Annotated in this window: 20 protein-coding genes; 9 read left to right on the top strand and 11 right to left on the bottom strand. The window is 49.4% G+C overall.

The features are described 5' to 3' along the window. Positions 1–11 precede the first annotated feature (11 nt). Positions 12–761 (top strand): NAD(P)H-dependent oxidoreductase, encoded by a 750-nt coding sequence (locus HHL17_RS11380; protein WP_169224836.1) that lies wholly within the window; start codon positions 12–14, stop codon positions 759–761. On the opposite strand, the gene HHL17_RS11375 is transcribed toward HHL17_RS11380, so the two are convergent. From HHL17_RS11375 to HHL17_RS11360, 4 genes are all read right to left on the bottom strand, one after another. After that, entirely contained in the window at positions 758–1186 is a 429-nt protein-coding gene (locus tag HHL17_RS11375) for an HvfX family Cu-binding RiPP maturation protein (RefSeq protein ID WP_169224835.1), read from the bottom strand. The genes HHL17_RS11380 and HHL17_RS11375 overlap by 4 nt on opposite strands. A gap of 5 nt (positions 1187–1191) precedes the next feature. Beyond that, positions 1192–1941: an HvfC/BufC N-terminal domain-containing protein gene (locus HHL17_RS11370; RefSeq protein ID WP_169224834.1), complete on the bottom strand. Its 750-nt coding sequence runs from the start codon at positions 1939–1941 to the stop codon at positions 1192–1194. Further along, positions 1925–2749, bottom strand: coding sequence for an HvfB family MNIO-type RiPP peptide maturase (locus HHL17_RS11365; protein WP_169224833.1), 825 nt, complete (start codon positions 2747–2749; stop codon positions 1925–1927). Before HHL17_RS11365 ends, HHL17_RS11370 begins: the two co-directional genes overlap by 17 nt. Positions 2750–2822: 73 nt before the next feature. Then, positions 2823–3155 (bottom strand): hypothetical protein, encoded by a 333-nt coding sequence (locus HHL17_RS11360; RefSeq protein ID WP_169224832.1) that lies wholly within the window; start codon positions 3153–3155, stop codon positions 2823–2825. 341 nt (positions 3156–3496) lie between these two features. Here HHL17_RS11360 and HHL17_RS11355 point away from each other — a divergent pair, with 341 nt between their 5' ends. Next, positions 3497–4222: a hypothetical protein gene (locus HHL17_RS11355; RefSeq protein ID WP_169224831.1), complete on the top strand. Its 726-nt coding sequence runs from the start codon at positions 3497–3499 to the stop codon at positions 4220–4222. 1 nt (position 4223) lies between these two features. Here the strand turns inward: HHL17_RS11355 and HHL17_RS11350 are convergent, their stop codons facing one another. From HHL17_RS11350 to HHL17_RS11340, 3 genes are all read right to left on the bottom strand, one after another. Continuing rightward, positions 4224–4799 carry a Crp/Fnr family transcriptional regulator gene (locus tag HHL17_RS11350; RefSeq protein ID WP_169224830.1) on the bottom strand — a complete coding sequence of 192 codons (576 nt, stop codon included), beginning with the start codon at positions 4797–4799 and terminating at the stop codon, positions 4224–4226. 51 nt (positions 4800–4850) lie between these two features. Beyond that, positions 4851–5351, bottom strand: a complete 501-nt coding sequence (locus HHL17_RS11345) for an ester cyclase (protein WP_169224829.1) — start codon at positions 5349–5351, stop codon at positions 4851–4853. Between the two features lie 124 nt (positions 5352–5475). Then, positions 5476–6459 (bottom strand): LuxE/PaaK family acyltransferase, encoded by a 984-nt coding sequence (locus HHL17_RS11340; protein ID WP_169224828.1) that lies wholly within the window; start codon positions 6457–6459, stop codon positions 5476–5478. A gap of 147 nt (positions 6460–6606) precedes the next feature. Here HHL17_RS11340 and HHL17_RS11335 point away from each other — a divergent pair, with 147 nt between their 5' ends. The 4 genes from HHL17_RS11335 (at position 6607) to HHL17_RS11320 (ending at position 10773) form a co-directional block, all read left to right on the top strand. Next, positions 6607–7056 carry a hypothetical protein gene (locus tag HHL17_RS11335; RefSeq protein WP_169224827.1) on the top strand — a complete coding sequence of 150 codons (450 nt, stop codon included), beginning with the start codon at positions 6607–6609 and terminating at the stop codon, positions 7054–7056. Positions 7057–7146: 90 nt separating this feature from the next. Beyond that, a complete protein-coding gene (locus HHL17_RS11330; RefSeq protein ID WP_169224826.1) occupies positions 7147–8685 on the top strand; it encodes an acyl-CoA carboxylase subunit beta in 1539 nt (512 codons plus the stop codon). A 79-nt stretch (positions 8686–8764) separates the two neighbouring features. Beyond that, entirely contained in the window at positions 8765–9610 is an 846-nt protein-coding gene (locus HHL17_RS11325; protein WP_169224825.1) for a UbiA family prenyltransferase, read from the top strand. A 62-nt stretch (positions 9611–9672) separates the two neighbouring features. Next, a complete protein-coding gene (locus HHL17_RS11320) occupies positions 9673–10773 on the top strand; it encodes a M42 family metallopeptidase (RefSeq protein ID WP_169224824.1) in 1101 nt (366 codons plus the stop codon). Positions 10774–10826: 53 nt separating this feature from the next. On the opposite strand, the gene HHL17_RS11315 is transcribed toward HHL17_RS11320, so the two are convergent. From HHL17_RS11315 to ytxJ, 4 genes are all read right to left on the bottom strand, one after another. Further along, a complete protein-coding gene (locus tag HHL17_RS11315; protein WP_169224823.1) occupies positions 10827–11594 on the bottom strand; it encodes a hypothetical protein in 768 nt (255 codons plus the stop codon). A gap of 403 nt (positions 11595–11997) precedes the next feature. Next, entirely contained in the window at positions 11998–12414 is a 417-nt protein-coding gene (aroQ, locus tag HHL17_RS11310) for a type II 3-dehydroquinate dehydratase (protein WP_169224822.1), read from the bottom strand. 51 nt (positions 12415–12465) lie between these two features. Then, positions 12466–13035, bottom strand: coding sequence for a UbiX family flavin prenyltransferase (locus HHL17_RS11305; RefSeq protein WP_169224821.1), 570 nt, complete (start codon positions 13033–13035; stop codon positions 12466–12468). 34 nt (positions 13036–13069) lie between these two features. After that, positions 13070–13402, bottom strand: coding sequence for a bacillithiol system redox-active protein YtxJ (gene ytxJ, locus HHL17_RS11300; protein ID WP_169224820.1), 333 nt, complete (start codon positions 13400–13402; stop codon positions 13070–13072). Positions 13403–13882: 480 nt separating this feature from the next. Between ytxJ and HHL17_RS11295 the strand changes: the two genes are divergently transcribed. From HHL17_RS11295 to HHL17_RS11285, 3 genes are all read left to right on the top strand, one after another. Then, the gene (locus HHL17_RS11295; RefSeq protein WP_169224819.1) at positions 13883–15238 is read left to right on the top strand and encodes a UDP-N-acetylmuramate--L-alanine ligase; all 1356 of its coding nucleotides are present in this window, start codon (positions 13883–13885) and stop codon (positions 15236–15238) included. Positions 15239–15293: 55 nt separating this feature from the next. After that, on the top strand, positions 15294–16067 hold the full coding sequence (locus HHL17_RS11290) for a 3'-5' exonuclease (RefSeq protein ID WP_169224818.1): 774 nt from the start codon (positions 15294–15296) through the stop codon (positions 16065–16067). A 73-nt stretch (positions 16068–16140) separates the two neighbouring features. Then, positions 16141–16881 carry a polyprenol monophosphomannose synthase gene (locus HHL17_RS11285; RefSeq protein WP_169224817.1) on the top strand — a complete coding sequence of 247 codons (741 nt, stop codon included), beginning with the start codon at positions 16141–16143 and terminating at the stop codon, positions 16879–16881. The last annotated feature ends 91 nt before the right edge of the window (positions 16882–16972 follow it).

Raw genomic sequence — 16972 nt, 5'->3', positions numbered from 1 at the left:
AACATAAACAAATGAAAGTATTGATTGTACTCGCGCACCCCGAGCCCCGCTCTCTCAACGCCTCCCTGAAAAACGCTGCTGTAGCGATATTACAACGCCATGGTCATGAAGTAGTGGAGACAGACCTTTACCGTCAGCAATGGGAAGCAGCTGCAGGCCGGCAAGACTTCCCGGCACTGCCTGCCGACGAACGGCTTATCTACAACACCATCTCCAAAAAAGCCTTCCTGGAAAACCAGCAATCGCCGGACATTGCTGCCGAACAGGAAAAGATAAAATGGGCCGATGTGATCTTATTGCAATTTCCCCTGTGGTGGTTCGGCATGCCGGCTATCCTCAAAGGCTGGATAGACCGTACTTTTACCAACGGCTTTGGTTACGGCACCGGCGGGCGCTATGGTAACGGCACCCTCAAAGGCAAAAAAGTGATGTTGATGATCACCACCGGCGCTTCCGCAGAGCCCCTGGGCCCTCACGGTATCCATGGCGACATCATTGACCTCATGTTCCCTGTACATCACGGTGTATTCTGGTATGCAGGCGCAGCATCGCTGCCACCGTTTGTGGTTAACAGCGCCAATAACGTATCAGAAGAACGGTTCGCCACTATTCTGCAGGACCTGGAACAGCGGCTCGTCAGCATCCCCGACACCGCTCCTATCCGTTACCGGATGGGCAAACAGGATTATGATGAGCAGGAAGTACTGCAATCTCATTTTGCTACAGGTAAAAGCGGTTTTGCATTGCACCTGCTGGATTAGCGGGCGCGTTCCAGGAACGTGTCCAGCCCTATTCTGCCACTGCCATACACCAGCAGGGTAAACAACATGAGGATATAATAGAGGGGAATTTCGAAGCCATTATCGCCGGCTTCAAAGCCGTTGGCCCAGTGCACGGTGATAATAGCTATCACCATACTGAACATCAGTGGTAAGGTGATATACCGCACCCAAAGGCCCAGCGTCAGCAGGGCCACGCCCGCCGATTCCGTAATGGCCACTACGTAGGCGCTGACATAAGGCATGGGAATATGCAACTGGCCAAACCAGTCTCCGATACTATGAATATCCTGCCATTTCAGTCGCGCCGGATGATAATAGCCATAGGCCAGCACCAGCCGGAGCAATAGCAGCGGAATGTCTCTGAGCGCCGATAACCGGCGTGCATATGAAGCGTAAGCGCGCATGATTTTCAGGGTTGAAAGCCCAACACAAATTGTTGGCGTTGCATGTCGACTAAAAAAGCGATGGTATCTTTTTCCAGTTCAGCCGTCACCGTTATACCCAGTTGTGGCGCATATTCCAGTATATCCTTCACCGTTATACCGGCTGCCAGCTGCTCTGTTACAAAAGCCAGCCACGGCGACAGGCCCGTAAACTGCACATGGCCATTGACCGGCTCCCGGTGCAGCAACACAAACCAGGCGCCCTGCTCTTTTAACAGCCGGGCACGTTTGGCTTCCCGGTGAACGGGATATTTGAAAGAAAGCAACCGGTATTCAGGATTCAGTACCAGCGGGGTTTCCAGCCAGTTGCCGGTGGAAGTGAAAGCTGCCGGGGCAATATCTTCCATATTAAACACTTCGATCTCTGCCCATTCAAAAGCCAGCAGATCGCTCAGATAAGGGATGTCATATACTTCGTCCCAGTTGTTCTCCACAGCATAAGTGTAAAACTCCAGGGGGAGCTTCCATACCTGGTTCGAGGTACAGGCATGATGGGCAAAAAAATCCCTGACCATACGGTCCCATTTCCGCGCCGGAATATTGGCGCAGGTAACCGGATAGGCGCTTTCCATGGTATCTTTTACCATATGGAAAATGGCGTGGCGGTAATGTGCTAGCCGGTCTTGAGCCACACCCGGGATGATTGTCCGCACACCGGTACGAATGTGTTTTGTAAACCGCTGCTGTAACTGGCGGCTGTCAGGCAACGAGCTCATGATGTTTCCATTGTTGATGACAGATAGATTTCAGCCGGGTCAGTTCTTCCTGGAGGTCCTGCATCTGCGGGATATTAAAATCACGCTCCAGCAATACCGGTACGGGCCGTATCTGCCGGATGGTCCATTCAAACAACTCATATACCGGATCAGCGATAGGATGCCCGTGCGTATCCAGGATCATATCGGGAGATACCTGCTCATGCCCTGCCATATGGATATAGGCGACCTTGTCCAGCGGCAGCTGTGCCATGAAAGCTTTAGCATCATATTGATGATTGAAGGCGTTGACGTAAATATTGTTCACATCCAGCAACAGCTGACAGCCGGAGCGCTGCACCACTTCATTGATAAAGTCGGCTTCGCTCATCTCCGGCGCCACTGGTGTGTAGTAGGAAATGATTTCCATGGCCAGTGGCCGTTGCAGGTAGTCTTGTACCTGTTGTATGCGTGCAGCCATATGCAGGGCGGCGTCCATGCGAAAGGGCATGGGCAACAGGTCGTAAAGGTGGGCGTTGTCACACTTGGAATAACTCAGGTGCTCGGAATAAATACGGACTTTATATTCTTCCAGGAAGGATTTCACATAGCGGAGAAAGGTTTTGTCCACTTCTTCAGGGCTGCCGAGTGACAGTGAAAGCCCATGGCATAACACCGGATACTTCTCCAATACGCGGTGCAGCATTTTTTTCCAGTAACCGCCGATATTCATCCAGTTCTCCGGCGCAAACTCAATAAAGTCGGGCGTGATCAGCTCTCCACTGATCATTTCTTCCGCAAATTCGCGGCGAAAGCCTAGTCCTACCATGATGATATGTTTATTACGACAGGAAAACAGAAAGGCCGGTCCTGCTTCGTTCCGGCCTTTCCTGTGGGAAAGGTTACTGACCGGATTTGGTAGTATCGGATTTGTGTTTGCCGCCAGCTTTTTTGCCTTTTTTGGGAGCACCCACACATTTGCCTTCAGCGCATTTGCCCTGGGAGCATTTGTGTTCTTTGGATTTGGCGGCAGCGGAGTCTTTGGAACAGGCCAACTCTACAGTGTTAACAGAAGAGGCGGTGCCGGTCAGTACACTTCTGACAGCGGAGCCGGAGCCCAGATTGGTGTAACTAACCGGGTTGGCATTTGTTTGCAGGGCAGTCAGGCCCAGGATAGCGCTGGCTACAAGAGAGCCGGAAAAGAGCACTTTTTTGCTGATTGATTTGTTTTCCATTTTTCGTGAATTTTTAAAAACTGAGTGAAAAAGTTGAAGGGGACCAAACAATTGTAACATGCTTCCGTTATGCCGAAAAGGGGTAATCTGCTGGAAAATGCCTGTGCCGGTCTGTACCATGGCCGGTTCGTATAGCCTTACTGTATAGTTAAAGATAGTGTGAAACGTGAAAAAGTACTCCTCAATTACTGCACCAGTTTTATGGGGCGGGCCACTTTTCCATTTGCCTGTAGAAAGCTTACGGAAAATTAAATGTTTTAGTTTTCAACAGCAGGCAAATAATTGTTATCTAATTTATCCTATTTTTGGCCTGAACGCAATTGCGCGATTAAAAAAGGCCCATGAAAGATAAGATGCCCCCTGTAACCTCTGTTTATTTTATTGCTTTGCTGAAGGCTTACTTGCGCGGAACTAAAACTAAACAGGAAGTACTACAGGACCTGTACGGAGAAATAAACCTACAACCAGCCGACTTGGAAGAGTCCGGAGAAGATGTTACCCGCCTCTTACTGAGGACTGCCTCGGCCTTGCACGAAGATTACTATCAGCAAATAGTGGGCGCCCTCACACAGGCTACTGACGCTACACCTACCCGGGAAGGTGTTATCCACCAGCTGGAAGCACTGCTGTCTGGCAACAGTACCCCGGCAGACCTCCTGCAATGGGCCACCTGGCACAACGATCCGGGAGAAGATAACGGCGTCAGCTACTTCGAAGACCTGGCGGTAGACTATTTCTGTACACAGCTGCTGCCCAATCCGCCGGAACCACTCACCTCCGCGCATTATGCTCAGGCACTGAAAATATTCAGCAATCCGCTTCATAGCCAGCTGAAAGACAAAGTGGCGCTGGTACTGCTGTTTGAAAAGGAAAGACAACGGTTTCTCTTCTATGTGGGCGATTATATTCAGGGACATACTGCTCCCGAACAACTGGATGTTTACCTGCTGAATAAATTCGGTATGGATCATTACTCCTTCCCGTATATGACTTCTCTCGCCAATATTATGTACGACCCGTCCAAATTGCCGGCGCTGCTGAAAGTAGCTGCCAACAGCCCGGAATAAGTTATTTCTTCAGCACCGTGTTCCTCACCCGGCTCAGCGATTCACGGGACGTACCCAGGTAGGCGGCTATCTGATGCTGCGGAATACGCTGTTCAAACCAGGCATAGGTGCGCAGGAATTCCTGGTAACGCTCTTCCAGTGGCTTTTGCAGAAACAATACCCTGCGTTGCAGGGCAATAAACGCCTGCTGCATGATCATACGCCAGTAGATATTCATTTGAGGCAGATCGGTAAACAACTGCTGCTGGCTGTCCAGGTCCAGCTGTAATACCTCGCTGTCTTCCAGCGCATCAATATGGTATATGGAAGGGGTACCGGTATGCATACTGTAGGGGTCTGAAATCCACCAGTCTTCAAAGGCAAACTGGATCACATGTTCCCGGCCTTCTTCATCTGTTTCATATTGGCGCAGGGCGCCTTTTATCACAAAATATTCCGAACGGCACACCTCCCCTTCTTCCAGCAACAGCTCTTTCCTGCGCAGTTTCCGGTGCCGGAAATAGGCAGGCAGTGAGGCTGTTTCATCGTCCGACAGGGAGATATGCCGGCTGAAATTATGGAGCAGTAACGGATGCATGGCAAATAAGCATTCATTACTGCATAGTTACAATTTTTTAGGGTTCCTGCATCAGGGCACAAAACCCAGCTGCCGCATGAGGCTCAGCTCATCGGTCACCCGCCAATGCTCCACGATCTGACCGTTACTGATTTTTTCAATATTGATCTGGTTCACCTCCACCTTTTTACCGGTAGGCGGCAGCTGGAACAGGCTGTCCTGCTGGGTGCCGGTCATCACCACCCGGGCCACCACCATACTGTCGTTGGCAATGAGGTCTTTTATTTCAAAATGCAGGTCAGGGAAAGCCCGCCGGAAAGCGGCAATGATGGGTTTTAGTCCGCCGGGGCCGCGTGGCGGATCAGGCGTGCTGGGCGTGTGATTGATGTACTGCGGCGCCAGCAAGCTGTCCAGCGCCTCCAGCTTCCCCTGGTTCCAGGCTTCGCCGAAATAACGGCGGACAATGTTTTTATTTTGTTCCCCTGAGGATGAAGACGAAGGGCTACAGGCCGCTGTGGCCAGTATGATACAGACTGCCGGTAAGATCAGCCGGTAGAAGAAGTTGACAATCATAAAAAGAGTTTATGTCTGTCAAAGCTCCTACCGGTAAAACCGTCAAACAATGATATATGTTACCATTTTTTTGCCCAGCCATATAAACAGCCGGACTAAATATCAAAATTCGAAAATTCGAAAATCAACTCACCATCAGGCTGCAACCGCGCAGGGCCGAATTATCGAGGCGTCCCAGCACCTCGAAACGGCCGTCGGCATGAATTTTCCCGATATCTTCCGTAGCAATGAACGCGCAGGAATAGATATTGGCCAGGTCAATGACGTTCATCACGCCGGAACCTTTGCCGGCTGTAAGCTGAAACGGGTCGTTCTCATCCCGTAGCAGCACTTTCATCCAGGCAGGGGTTTCAAAGTAGCCCTGTCCGCGGGAATATGCCTGCGACAGCAGTTCAGTCATGCCATATTCTGCATGTACTACGGTCACGCCTAATCTTTCTTTCAGGAAAGCATGTACTTCATCACGGGTCCATTCTTCCCGGCGGCCTTTCATGCCGCCTGTTTCCATGACGATGGTATGCTGCAGCTCCAGGGTGTATTTCTCCGCAAAATCGAGCAGGCCGAAAGTAACGCCGATCAACAGCACTTTCTGTCCCCGTGCTTCCAGCCATTGCAGCTGCTGATGCAGCTTATCATGTTCGTACAGGTAAAAACCGCTTTCCTCGTGACCACTGCGAACGATCATCTCCTGTACCATACATACCAGCGAAGAGTGTTGCCGTTCCAGGTAGGAAGGCAGCAACCCTACCACCACATAGTCGGTCACCGGTCCGTAGAACTGTTCAAAAGCCGTCATAAAGCTACGGGTGTAGACGGCAGCATCTTTCACCAGGTGCCGGCTGTTGACCGTCTGGGTAGTGCCACTGCTTTCAAATACCAGCTGTGGCTCAAACTGTCCGCATACCACCTGGTGCGACTTAAAAAACTGGATGGGCAGGTAGGGTATCTCCAGGATACTGCTCACCTGGCGGGGCTGTATCCGCAGGGCATCGGTATAAGCCCTGTAAAGCGCATTCTCCTGGTACTGATAGTTAAACAGCTCCAGGGCAGCGGTTTCCAGTTCATCTGGCTTCAGCGAAAATATATAATCGGGCGAAACTACGCGCATGTATATCGGTCTTTAAAGACCACAAAGGTAGGGAGAAGAATAAATTTAGCCAGCAAGTAACAAATGTTGGCAAAAAAACGTTTTTCGTTGGAGAGACAGAGATAGCCGAATATTTGTATATTTCCTAAATTAATGTAGGTTTGTTTTATGAAGAAAATTCTCTATTTGCTCCTGGCCGTGGGTTTGCTCTATGCTTGTAAAAAAGATAAGATCGGCTCCAAACCATTGCTGTCCTTTAAAAGCTATCAACCAGACAGCATCACCCCGGACACCAAACAGTTTATACTCACCATGCGGGTAGAAGACGGAGATGGAGATATTGAAGACAGCATCGCCGTGGGCATGCTCAAAGACAGCGAACAAGCCATCACCAAAGATACCATCTGGACATTCTTTAAAATGCCTAAAATCGGGCAAAACAGGGGCAACAGCGTAAAAGCTGATGTAATTATGCCTTTCGGGGAGATTGATTTTGCAGCAGCGTACAACCCTGCACCCGGCGATAGCGCACACTATGTTGTTTTTCTGCGGGACAATTCGGGTAATATCAGTGACACCATCGCCACGCCAAAATTTCCGTTCCGCCGGAACAGATAGTCTTTCAAAAACATTACATTTACAACCGCAGGGATTCCTTAAAAGGAATCCTTTATTTTTTGGAACAGATTTATCACTCATTTTCCGCATATGAACAAGATCGAGGAATTACAGTCGAAGATTAAAGAGGCCATGTTAGGTGGTGGAGAAGTAAGGATCGCTTCCCAGCATAAAAAAGGTAAGCTGACCGCCCGCGAAAGGCTTCAGCTGCTGATGGACGAAGGTTCTTTTGAAGAGCTGGACATGTTGGTACATAACCGTAACCGCGGCATCACCGCCGACCAGGAGCAGTTTCCCGGCGACGGCGTTGTTACCGGATATGGTACGATCAATGGCAGGCTGACTTATGTCTTTTCACAGGATTTCACGGTATATGGCGGCAGTCTTTCTGAACCACATGCCCGCAAAATATGCAAGATCATGGACCTCGCCATGCAGAACGGTGCCCCGGTAGTGGGCCTGAACGACAGTGGCGGCGCCCGTATACAGGAAGGAGTGGTAAGCCTCGGCGGCTATGCCGATATCTTCTATCGCAATACCCGCGCCTCCGGCGTTATTCCTCAGATATCCGCTATCATGGGCCCCTGCGCCGGTGGAGCGGTATACTCCCCTGCCATCACCGATTTTATTATGATGGTGGAAAACACTTCCTACATGTTCGTGACCGGCCCTAACGTGGTAAAAACGGTGACCCATGAAGAAGTGACCTCCGAGGAACTGGGCGGCGCCCAAACCCACGCCACCAAAAGCGGCGTTACCCATTTCGCCTGCGCCAATGAGGTGGAATGTATCCAGCATATCAAAACATTGCTGAGTTATATCCCGCAGAACTGCGAGGAAACAGCGCCCGTATATCCGTACGAACCAGGCAACGAGCTGCGGGAAGCCCTGAACACGCTTATCCCCGCCAGTCCCAACCAGCCTTACGATATGAAAGAAGTGATCGCTCATCTGACAGATGCCGACAGCTTCTTTGAAGTACACAAGGACTTTGCAGACAACATCATCGTTGGTTTTGCCCGCATCGGCGGCAGAAGCATCGGTATTGTGGCCAACCAGCCTGCTGTACTGGCCGGCGTACTCGATATCCACGCTTCCGTTAAAGGCGCCCGCTTCACCCGTTTCTGCGACGCCTTCAACGTACCACTGCTGGTATTGGTAGATGTGCCTGGCTTCCTCCCCGGTACCGACCAGGAATGGAACGGTATCATCACCAACGGCGCGAAACTGCTGTACGCGCTCTGTGAAGCCACTGTGCCCAAAATCACCGTTACCACCCGCAAAGCATACGGCGGCGCTTATTGTGTGATGAACTCCAAACATATCGGCGCCGACCTCAACTATGCTTTCCCTCAGGCTGAAATAGCCGTGATGGGGGCTAAGGGGGCTGTGGAAATCATCTACAAAAAAGAAATTGATACCGCGCCGGACCCTGAAGTGCGTACCAACGAGCTGGTGGCCGACTATATCGAACGATTTGCCAACCCTTACCTGGCAGCTGAAAAAGGATATATTGACGAAGTCATCATGCCTGAACAGGCCCGCGCCAAACTCATCAAGGGCTTCAAAATGCTGGAAAATAAAGTGGTGAACATGCCGAGAAAAAAACACGGTAACATACCTTTGTAGTCAATTACGAATGACGAATTACGGATTGGAGCGTAATCGTAATCCCAATTCGTAATTCGTCATCCGTAATTCGTAATTGATGTTCAGGTCCATTTTTAATTTCATCCTCTTTACATCGGTATACATTGCCTTGTGCGCCCTGCTGATGATATGGCAAACCAATCAGCTACTGGGGCTGCAATACCCGCAACCGACCTTTTACCTGTTCGTCTTCTTCTCTACTATTTGCAGCTATAACTTTCACTGGTACCTGACACCCGGCTCCTATTCTTCTTCAGAAAGACTACAGTGGGTAGACCGTTACCGCGATCTCATGCTGATACTCTGTGGCGTAGGGCTGGCCGGCGCAGCGTTCTATTTCTGGCCGTTGCGCAGCCACTGGCTGGTACTTAGCGGCGGCGCTATCCTCACCTTTCTCTACTCTGCTCCAAAAGTGCCTTATAAGCCATTCACCTGGCTGCGCCGGATAGCCATCGGCAAAACATTGTTCCTTACCGCCGTGTGGACTTACGTCACCACATTGCTGCCCGCGTTTGTGGCCGATCAGGGCCTCTCCTGGCCGCTGGTGCTGTTTACGCTGCACCGCTTCCTGCTGATCTATGCCATCTGCATCCTGTTTGATTTCCGTGATATAGAGTCTGACAAAAAAGAGGGTATCCGCAGCCTGATCACCTATCTCGATTACAAGAGCCTCAACAGGCTTTATTATATCACCCTGCTGTTCTCCGCTCTGAGCGCTATCATGCTGGGCCACTATACCACCATTCCGGTGATATGCACCCTGCTGGCGCCGGTTGTTATTACCGGCCTGCTGACAAGGAAAGCACACCATAATCCGTCCGATTACCTCTTCTACTTTGGACTGGATGGACTCATGGCACTGTCGGCACTCCTCCACCTGATGCTGGTCAGCCTGCTCCCGTAAAGAAGCCTTTGTCATAATGGGTAATTTGCTACATTTGTCCGATCTCAAAAAGCTATACTATTATGTCCAAAAAACAGAAATCCATACTCACGAAGGAATCACTGGCATTCCTTAAAGACTATCTGAATAATCCCTCTCCCACCGGTTTTGAGAAAGAAGGACAAAAGCTGTGGCTCAAATATCTGACACCATATATTGATGAACACCAGGTAGATGCCTATGGCTCTGTAGTAGGTATCATCAATCCCAAAGCCCCTTTTAAGGTGGTGATTGAAGCCCACGCAGATGAAATTTCCTGGTTTGTCAATTATATCTCTCCGGAAGGATTGATCTACGTGATCCGCAATGGTGGCTCCGACCAACAGATTGCGCCGTCCATGAGAGTGAACATCCATACAGAAAAAGGCATTGTAAAGGCCGTATTCGGCTGGCCAGCCATTCACACTCGCCTGCGCAGCGGCGACGGTAAAGAGCCACAACCCAAAGTGGAGAACATCTTCCTGGATTGTGGTGCACGTTCCCGCAAAGAAGTGGAAGACCTGGGCATCCATGTAGGTTGCGTTTGTACTTTTAATGATGGTTTTGATGAACTGAACTATGACTATTTCATCTGCCGCGCTATCGATAACCGTATCGGCGGTTTCATGATCGCGGAAGTAGCCCGCCTGCTGAAAGAGAAAAAGCAGGAACTGCCTTTCGGTCTCTATATCGTGAATGCCGTACAGGAAGAAGTAGGCCTTCGCGGTGCTGAAATGATCGCCAAACGTATTAAACCGGATGTCGCCATCATTACTGACGTTACCCACGACACCACTACCCCGATGATCAACAAAAACATCGAAGGGGAAATCAAATGTGGTGGTGGCCCCAGCATTACCTACGGTCCTGCCGTGCACAATATCCTTCGCGATCTGATCATCAAGACCGCTAAAAAGAACGATATCCCGTACCAGCTGCACGCCGTAAGCCGCGCCACCGGTACAGATACCGACGCTTTTGCTTATTCCAATGATGGTACGCCGTCGGCGCTGATCAGCTTACCGCTGCGTTATATGCATACCACCGTGGAAATGGTAAAACGTGACGACGTCGAAAATACCATTCAGCTGATCTACCAGACATTACTGCAGATCACGCCGAAAACGAACTTTAAATACCTGTAAAAACAAAGCCCCGGGCCATCAACCCGGGGCTATTAATTTTTAGAAGTTTTCGATCAACGGAAGTAATCCGCAGCCCTGCGTACTTTTTCCACCCACATGCCTGAAGAAGGCAGCTCCACATACTCGCTCAATCCCACTTTGCTGGCTCCCGGCGCCCAATCGTAAGTATACCCCATACGTGTCCACGGATAATGATAATCCGTAGCCGTGATCAACGGGCGGTAATAGGCAAAAATGATGTAGTTGTTAAACCAGGTGGTATAATCCGCAGATACACCGCTGACCAGTGTATAACCGGTAGTGGTGGTATTGATGGCCGGATTGCCTGCCGGGCGGTACAACCGTTCTGCCTTCACCCACACCTCAGCGATATGGGTGTTGCTTTTGGCATTTACCGGCGGTAAGCCAAGCAGTTGACAAACACGCAGAATCGTATCAGATCCCGGTTTAAAGTCCTGTCCGATACGGGTTTTCATCTGTTTGGGGATAAACAGCCAGGCTTCCCCCCAGGTATTGGTGATGGAATCCTTTTCCGGGTAACTGGATGGAAATCTCATGAAAGTGGCCATCAGCACATAGTTTTGGCCATTAATGGTTTTCCATTGCAGGTCGGTATTCGTTGGTGTGATCGGCCACAAGGCATTGGAAATTTCGCTGCTGTCGGCCACCGTGGCGTCAGCTACGGCACGGGCGTACAGGGTGTCCATATTATACACCGGAACAGGAGGCGCCGGATCATCCTTCTTACTACAGGCCGAAAATAAAAGGGCAGCGAAGCAAAAGCAAACGAGCAGTTTGCCGCTCAACAAGGTGTTTTTCATAGCAATGGTTTTGCGATAGAGGTTATGGAGGTTCCCAGGGCTAAAGCCCTGGGTTAAGATGTTGTTCAATTCCTTTCAATACGGGTTTCTTTATTTACGCTTGATGATCATCTTAGGTATTCCCGAGGCAGAAGCCCTGGGCCAGGATGTTAGTCAATTATCTTTCCGTTGAAGAACCCTTTATTTACTTGTGATAAACATCTTAGTTCAATTGGTTATTTGGTTATTTAGATATTTGGTTATATAGTTATTTTCTGAGTGGTTGCAAGAAACTAATTTTCAGCGACATATACAACTTTTTTCCGGAGTGCTTGCCACAAAAAAGGATCCTTCATGAAAGGATCCTTCATTCTAAAGAAATTGAACAACATCTTAGCCCAGGGCTTTAGCCCTGGGAATCATATTATGCCACAAAATATTCCACCCCCAGGCGGTATCCTTTCATGCCCAGGCCGCAGATGGAGCCTACGCATTTAGGTGCGATGAGGGAGGTATGCCGGAATTCTTCCCGGGCGTATACATTGCTGATATGGATCTCGATCACTGGTGTTTTGATGGCGGCGATGGCATCGCGGATGGCTACTGATGTATGCGTATATCCGCCGGCGTTAAGCAGGATACCATCATAGGAAAAGCCGGTCTGGTGGAGATAATTGATGATCTCTCCTTCCACATTGTGCTGAAAATAGCTGAATTCCACTGCCGGAAAAGCTTTTTGCAGCTGCTGGAAATAATCCTCGAAAGACTCGCTGCCGTAGATACCTGGTTCCCGCTTGCCCAGCAGGTTGAGATTAGGCCCGTTGATGATGGCTATCTTCATGATGTTGATGAAAGTAAATTGATGAACGACGAAGATAATTAATCCGATGTATTATTTATTGTCACTGCCCCAGCGGAAGGTTTGCTGCTCCACGCCGGCCAGGTCGATGATGCGGTCTACCACTGTAGCGGCTACATCTTCGATGGTGGCAGGCACGCTGTAATACGATGGGGTGGCAGGGCAGATAATACCGCCGGCGAGTACGACCGTCTCCATATTACGGATATGCATCAGGTTATAGGGCGTTTCCCTGACCACGCAGATCAGTTTACGTCTTTCTTTCAGTACCACATCGGCCGCCCGGGTGATCAGGTCGTTGGAGATGCCGGTGGCGATACGTCCCAGTGTGCCCATGGAACAGGGGCAGATGATCATGGTATTAAATCTTCCGGAGCCGGAAGCAAAAGGAGCGTTGAAGTCCTGCTGCGTATAAAAACGGAAGGGCAGCTGACGGTAATCTTCATTCTTCAGTTCTGTCTGCCAAACGGTTTTGGCATTCTCGGTCATGACAACGGCTACTTCATCCAGCTGGTCGGCCGCGGCATGCAGCTTATTCAGCAACTGCCTGGCGTAGATAGACCCGCTGGCGCCGGTAACTGCTACTACTATACGATGTTTCATGGTGCTATACGATATATAGCACAAAGCTAGTTCATTATCCGTTCAGGTGATCGGCAATCTCATCCATGTTGATGCCGTTATGGCTTTCATCATAGATACAGGCGCCGTTACGGATGAGCAGGACCTGGGGAGACTCATGGGGTACCTTGTACTGATGCGCTATACTACCGGACAGGTCACGGTTTGCCAGAAGGTCCAGGTAATAAAACGTTAACCCTTCCGGAGCTGCCGCACGTTCCAGCCGGGACTTCGCCATGGAGCTGATAGAACACCGCGTGCTGTGCTTAAATATAACTATCGGCTGCTGTGCTGACGCCTCGTTGATTTCCAGCAGCTGTTCCTCACTGGTTAACGTTTTCCAATTCATTGTTATTAGCTCATTTTATTATGCGTCGCTGCCGGGGCCTTAGCCATCCCTCTCATCGGACATCCTAATTTCTGGCGGCTTGCGCAGGACGTTAAGAAAACTGCAAAGATACAAACGATACCGGCGCAGCCCAAAATTCTTACATACGATTTCATGGGAGAAAATTTAATTGGTAAACGAAATTTCATAGGGATTTATGATAACGACAACTTTTTTAATCGTCTTTTGTAACGTTATTTTGCAAATATAAAAAATGCATTAAAAAAAACAACAATACATTTGTTTATTTGGATATTTTAAAATTTCAAAATTTGATTTACGGATTTTGGAATTTTTTGATTTTGGAATGTAAAAAGGATCTATTTTCTAAACAATTGTTTACCAGTTTGGTTGATTATCCCCCAAATCTCAAAATCAAAAAATTCCAAAATCCGTAAATCAAATAACTAAATAACCAAATATCTAAATAACCCAATAGTTATGAAGGTACATTTTATCGCAATAGGAGGAAGTGTGATGCACCAGCTGGCCATTGCACTCAAACAAAAAGGTTATGAAGTAACCGGCAGTGATGACGAGATATTTGAACCGGCACTGTCTAACCTGCGCCAGGCAGGCATTTTACCCGACAATATCGGCTGGGACCCCGCCCGTATTACACCCGGCATCGACGCGGTCATCCTCGGCATGCACGCCCGGGAAGACAACCCCGAACTGGTCCGGGCCCGTGAACTGCAACTCAACATCTACTCCTTCCCGGAATACATCTACCAGGAAAGTAAAAATAAAACACGGGTAGCCGTTGGCGGTAGTCATGGTAAAACCACCACCACCGCCATGATCATGCATGCATTGCAATACAACCAACGCCGGTTCGATTACCTCGTAGGCGCCAAACTGGAAGGTTTTAACCAGTCTGTGAACGTTACCGACGCACCACTGATCGTATGTGAAGCCGATGAATACCCGGCCTCCGTGATCGAGAAAAGACCGAAATTCCTCTTCCTGCACCCACAGATCGCTGTGTTGACCGGCATTGCGTGGGACCATATCAACGTATTTCCTACTTACGATATTTATAAAGAACAGTTTGCCCTTTTTATCCGGCAGATGGAGGCCGGCAGCGCGCTGATCTATAATAGTTCAGATACGGAGCTCAACAGCCTCGTGGCCGCCGAAGGCCGTCACCTGCGACTGGTGCCTTACACCACCCCCATCCACATGATCCGGGACGGTGTTACCCGCGTGTTTTTCGACGAAGGGTTTGCCGATCTGTCCGTATTTGGGGAACACAACCTGCTCAACATGCACGCCGCCAAACTGGTATGTAACGAGCTGGGACTGTCTGACGAGGAATTCCTTGCCGCCATTGCCTCCTTCAAAGGCGCAGCCAAAAGGTTGGAGCTGGTGGCCAAAAGTGAAGACAGCGTTATCTACCGCGACTTTGCCCATGCCCCTTCCAAAGTGAAAGCCACCATGGAAGCCACCCGGCAACAGTTTCCCGACCGCCGGCTGATCGCTGTGCTGGAACTCCACACCTACAGCAGCCTCAATGCCAGCTTCCTGTCGCAATACGAAGGCGCTATGGCCCCCGCCGATGTGGCCGCCGTATACTACAGCAAACATGCGCTGGAGATCAAACGCATGCCCGACCTGGAACCCGCGCTGATCAGGGAAAAATTCGGGCGCAGCGACCTCCGCATATTCAGTGACCGTACACAGCTGGAAGCTTTCCTCGAAGCGCAGGACTATCATCAGGCCAATCTCCTGTTGATGAGCTCCGGAACCTACGATGGCCTGGATTTCCCCTCACTAAAAAAGTTGCTACACAAATAATACGCTACCTTTGCGCAAATCAAAAAATCTCTAAATATCTAAATTTCAAAATATAATGCCTTCTTTGCTCCTCAAAAGGCCATTGGCCGTAATTGATCTGGAAACGACGGGTACGAATGTGGCCACAGACCGTATCATTGAAATCGCTATTATCAAAGTATTTCCTGATAAAACTACCCAGTCCAAAGTAAAACGCATCAACCCCGGAATGCCTATTCCGGTCGGATCTACCGCCATCCATGGTATCAAGGACGAAGACGTGAAAGATGCCCCTACCTTCAAACAGGCGGCCAACGAACTGAAAATGTTCCTCGAAAACTGCGACCTGGCAGGCTACAACAGCAACCGCTTCGATATCCCCCTGCTGGTGGAGGAATTCCTCCGCACCGGTATGGAGTTCGACGTGTCTAAACGCCGCTTTGTAGACGTACAGCGCATTTTCCACCTGATGGAAAAAAGAACGCTCGCTGCTGCCTATAAATTCTACTGCGACAAACAACTGGAGAATGCACACAGCGCCGAAGCGGACGCCCTGGCAACTTACGAGATACTGGAAGCACAACTGGGCCGTTACGAAAACCTCCAACAGGACATCGACGGACTGGCAGATTTCACCAAAGAAGAAGAATATATCGACTTTGCCCGCCGTATTGTGATGCAGGGAGGACAGGAAGTATTCAACTTCGGTAAATACAAAGGACGCCCGGTGAAAGAAGTGTTGAAGGCTGAGCCTCAATACTATGACTGGATGATGAAGGCTGACTTCCCGCTCAATACCAAGCAGAAACTGTCAGAAATCTATCACAATATGATGTTAAAAAAACTGTAATATTTTTCAGGAACAAGGTATCTTGCGTCGTAATTGAATTATTTTCGCAGTACACAAAACTTCATCGGCTGAATTGGAAAAGCTTGTCATTATTCCTACGTACAATGAGAAGGATAATATCCGTAACATCATTGACGCTGTATTTTCCTTACAGCAGAATTTCCATATCCTGATTGTGGACGATGGTTCTCCTGACGGTACAGGCAATATTGTAAAATCGCTGCAAAACGAACATCCCGGACAACTGTTCCTGGAAGAACGCTCCGGTAAACAGGGGCTGGGGACCGCCTACATCCATGGTTTCAAATGGGCGCTGGCCAGAAACTACCAGTATATCTTTGAAATGGATGCCGATTTTTCCCACAACCCTAAAGACCTGGTACGCCTCTACGATGCCTGCGCCAAAGGCGGTGCAGACGTGTCAGTGGGCTCCCGCTATGTAAAAGGCGGAAAAACGGAAAACTGGCCATGGGACAGGGCCGTACTCTCTTACGGCGCTTCCATCTATGTAGGTATGATCACCTGGATGCCGGTAAGAGACCCAACAGCCGGTTTCGTTTGCTACCGCAATACGGTACTTGAAGCCATTAATCTTGACCAGATCCAGTTCGTAGGGTATGCCTTCCAGATAGAAATGAAATTTACCGCCTGGAAACTGGGCTTTACCATCGCCGAAGTCCCCATCACTTTCAAAGATCGCCGCGAAGGGTATTCCAAAATGAGCAAAGGCATCGTGAAAGAAGGTGTGTTGGGCGTACTGAGAATTCAGTGGCAGAGCCTTTTCCGCAACTATAAAAAAAGAGTTACCAATTAATTAATCTGATAATTGGGGTATTTGGATATTTGGGTATTTATCTTACACAGCGATACCCAAATATCTGAATTTTGATTAGCGAACGACGATT

It is taken from the genome of Chitinophaga fulva (genome assembly GCF_012927205.1).
GTDB classification, from domain to species: domain Bacteria; phylum Bacteroidota; class Bacteroidia; order Chitinophagales; family Chitinophagaceae; genus Chitinophaga; species Chitinophaga fulva.
This window is presented reverse-complemented; position numbering and strand designations above follow the sequence as displayed.

What these genes read in the sequence shown, in the direction of transcription:
- HHL17_RS11380 (WP_169224836.1), top strand. Translation starts at nt 12, where the DNA reads ATGAAAGTATTGATTGTACTCGCGCACCCCGAGCCCCGCTCTCTCAAC.
- HHL17_RS11375 (WP_169224835.1), bottom strand. Translation starts at nt 1,186, where the DNA reads ATGCGCGCTTACGCTTCATATGCACGCCGGTTATCGGCGCTCAGAGAC.
- HHL17_RS11370 (WP_169224834.1), bottom strand. Translation starts at nt 1,941, where the DNA reads ATGAGCTCGTTGCCTGACAGCCGCCAGTTACAGCAGCGGTTTACAAAA.
- HHL17_RS11365 (WP_169224833.1), bottom strand. Translation starts at nt 2,749, where the DNA reads ATGGTAGGACTAGGCTTTCGCCGCGAATTTGCGGAAGAAATGATCAGT.
- HHL17_RS11360 (WP_169224832.1), bottom strand. Translation starts at nt 3,155, where the DNA reads ATGGAAAACAAATCAATCAGCAAAAAAGTGCTCTTTTCCGGCTCTCTT.
- HHL17_RS11355 (WP_169224831.1), top strand. Translation starts at nt 3,497, where the DNA reads ATGAAAGATAAGATGCCCCCTGTAACCTCTGTTTATTTTATTGCTTTG.
- HHL17_RS11350 (WP_169224830.1), bottom strand. Translation starts at nt 4,799, where the DNA reads ATGCATCCGTTACTGCTCCATAATTTCAGCCGGCATATCTCCCTGTCG.
- HHL17_RS11345 (WP_169224829.1), bottom strand. Translation starts at nt 5,351, where the DNA reads ATGATTGTCAACTTCTTCTACCGGCTGATCTTACCGGCAGTCTGTATC.
- HHL17_RS11340 (WP_169224828.1), bottom strand. Translation starts at nt 6,459, where the DNA reads ATGCGCGTAGTTTCGCCCGATTATATATTTTCGCTGAAGCCAGATGAA.
- HHL17_RS11335 (WP_169224827.1), top strand. Translation starts at nt 6,607, where the DNA reads ATGAAGAAAATTCTCTATTTGCTCCTGGCCGTGGGTTTGCTCTATGCT.
- HHL17_RS11330 (WP_169224826.1), top strand. Translation starts at nt 7,147, where the DNA reads ATGAACAAGATCGAGGAATTACAGTCGAAGATTAAAGAGGCCATGTTA.
- HHL17_RS11325 (WP_169224825.1), top strand. Translation starts at nt 8,765, where the DNA reads ATGTTCAGGTCCATTTTTAATTTCATCCTCTTTACATCGGTATACATT.
- HHL17_RS11320 (WP_169224824.1), top strand. Translation starts at nt 9,673, where the DNA reads ATGTCCAAAAAACAGAAATCCATACTCACGAAGGAATCACTGGCATTC.
- HHL17_RS11315 (WP_169224823.1), bottom strand. Translation starts at nt 11,594, where the DNA reads ATGAAAAACACCTTGTTGAGCGGCAAACTGCTCGTTTGCTTTTGCTTC.
- aroQ (WP_169224822.1), bottom strand. Translation starts at nt 12,414, where the DNA reads ATGAAGATAGCCATCATCAACGGGCCTAATCTCAACCTGCTGGGCAAG.
- HHL17_RS11305 (WP_169224821.1), bottom strand. Translation starts at nt 13,035, where the DNA reads ATGAAACATCGTATAGTAGTAGCAGTTACCGGCGCCAGCGGGTCTATC.
- ytxJ (WP_169224820.1), bottom strand. Translation starts at nt 13,402, where the DNA reads ATGAATTGGAAAACGTTAACCAGTGAGGAACAGCTGCTGGAAATCAAC.
- HHL17_RS11295 (WP_169224819.1), top strand. Translation starts at nt 13,883, where the DNA reads ATGAAGGTACATTTTATCGCAATAGGAGGAAGTGTGATGCACCAGCTG.
- HHL17_RS11290 (WP_169224818.1), top strand. Translation starts at nt 15,294, where the DNA reads ATGCCTTCTTTGCTCCTCAAAAGGCCATTGGCCGTAATTGATCTGGAA.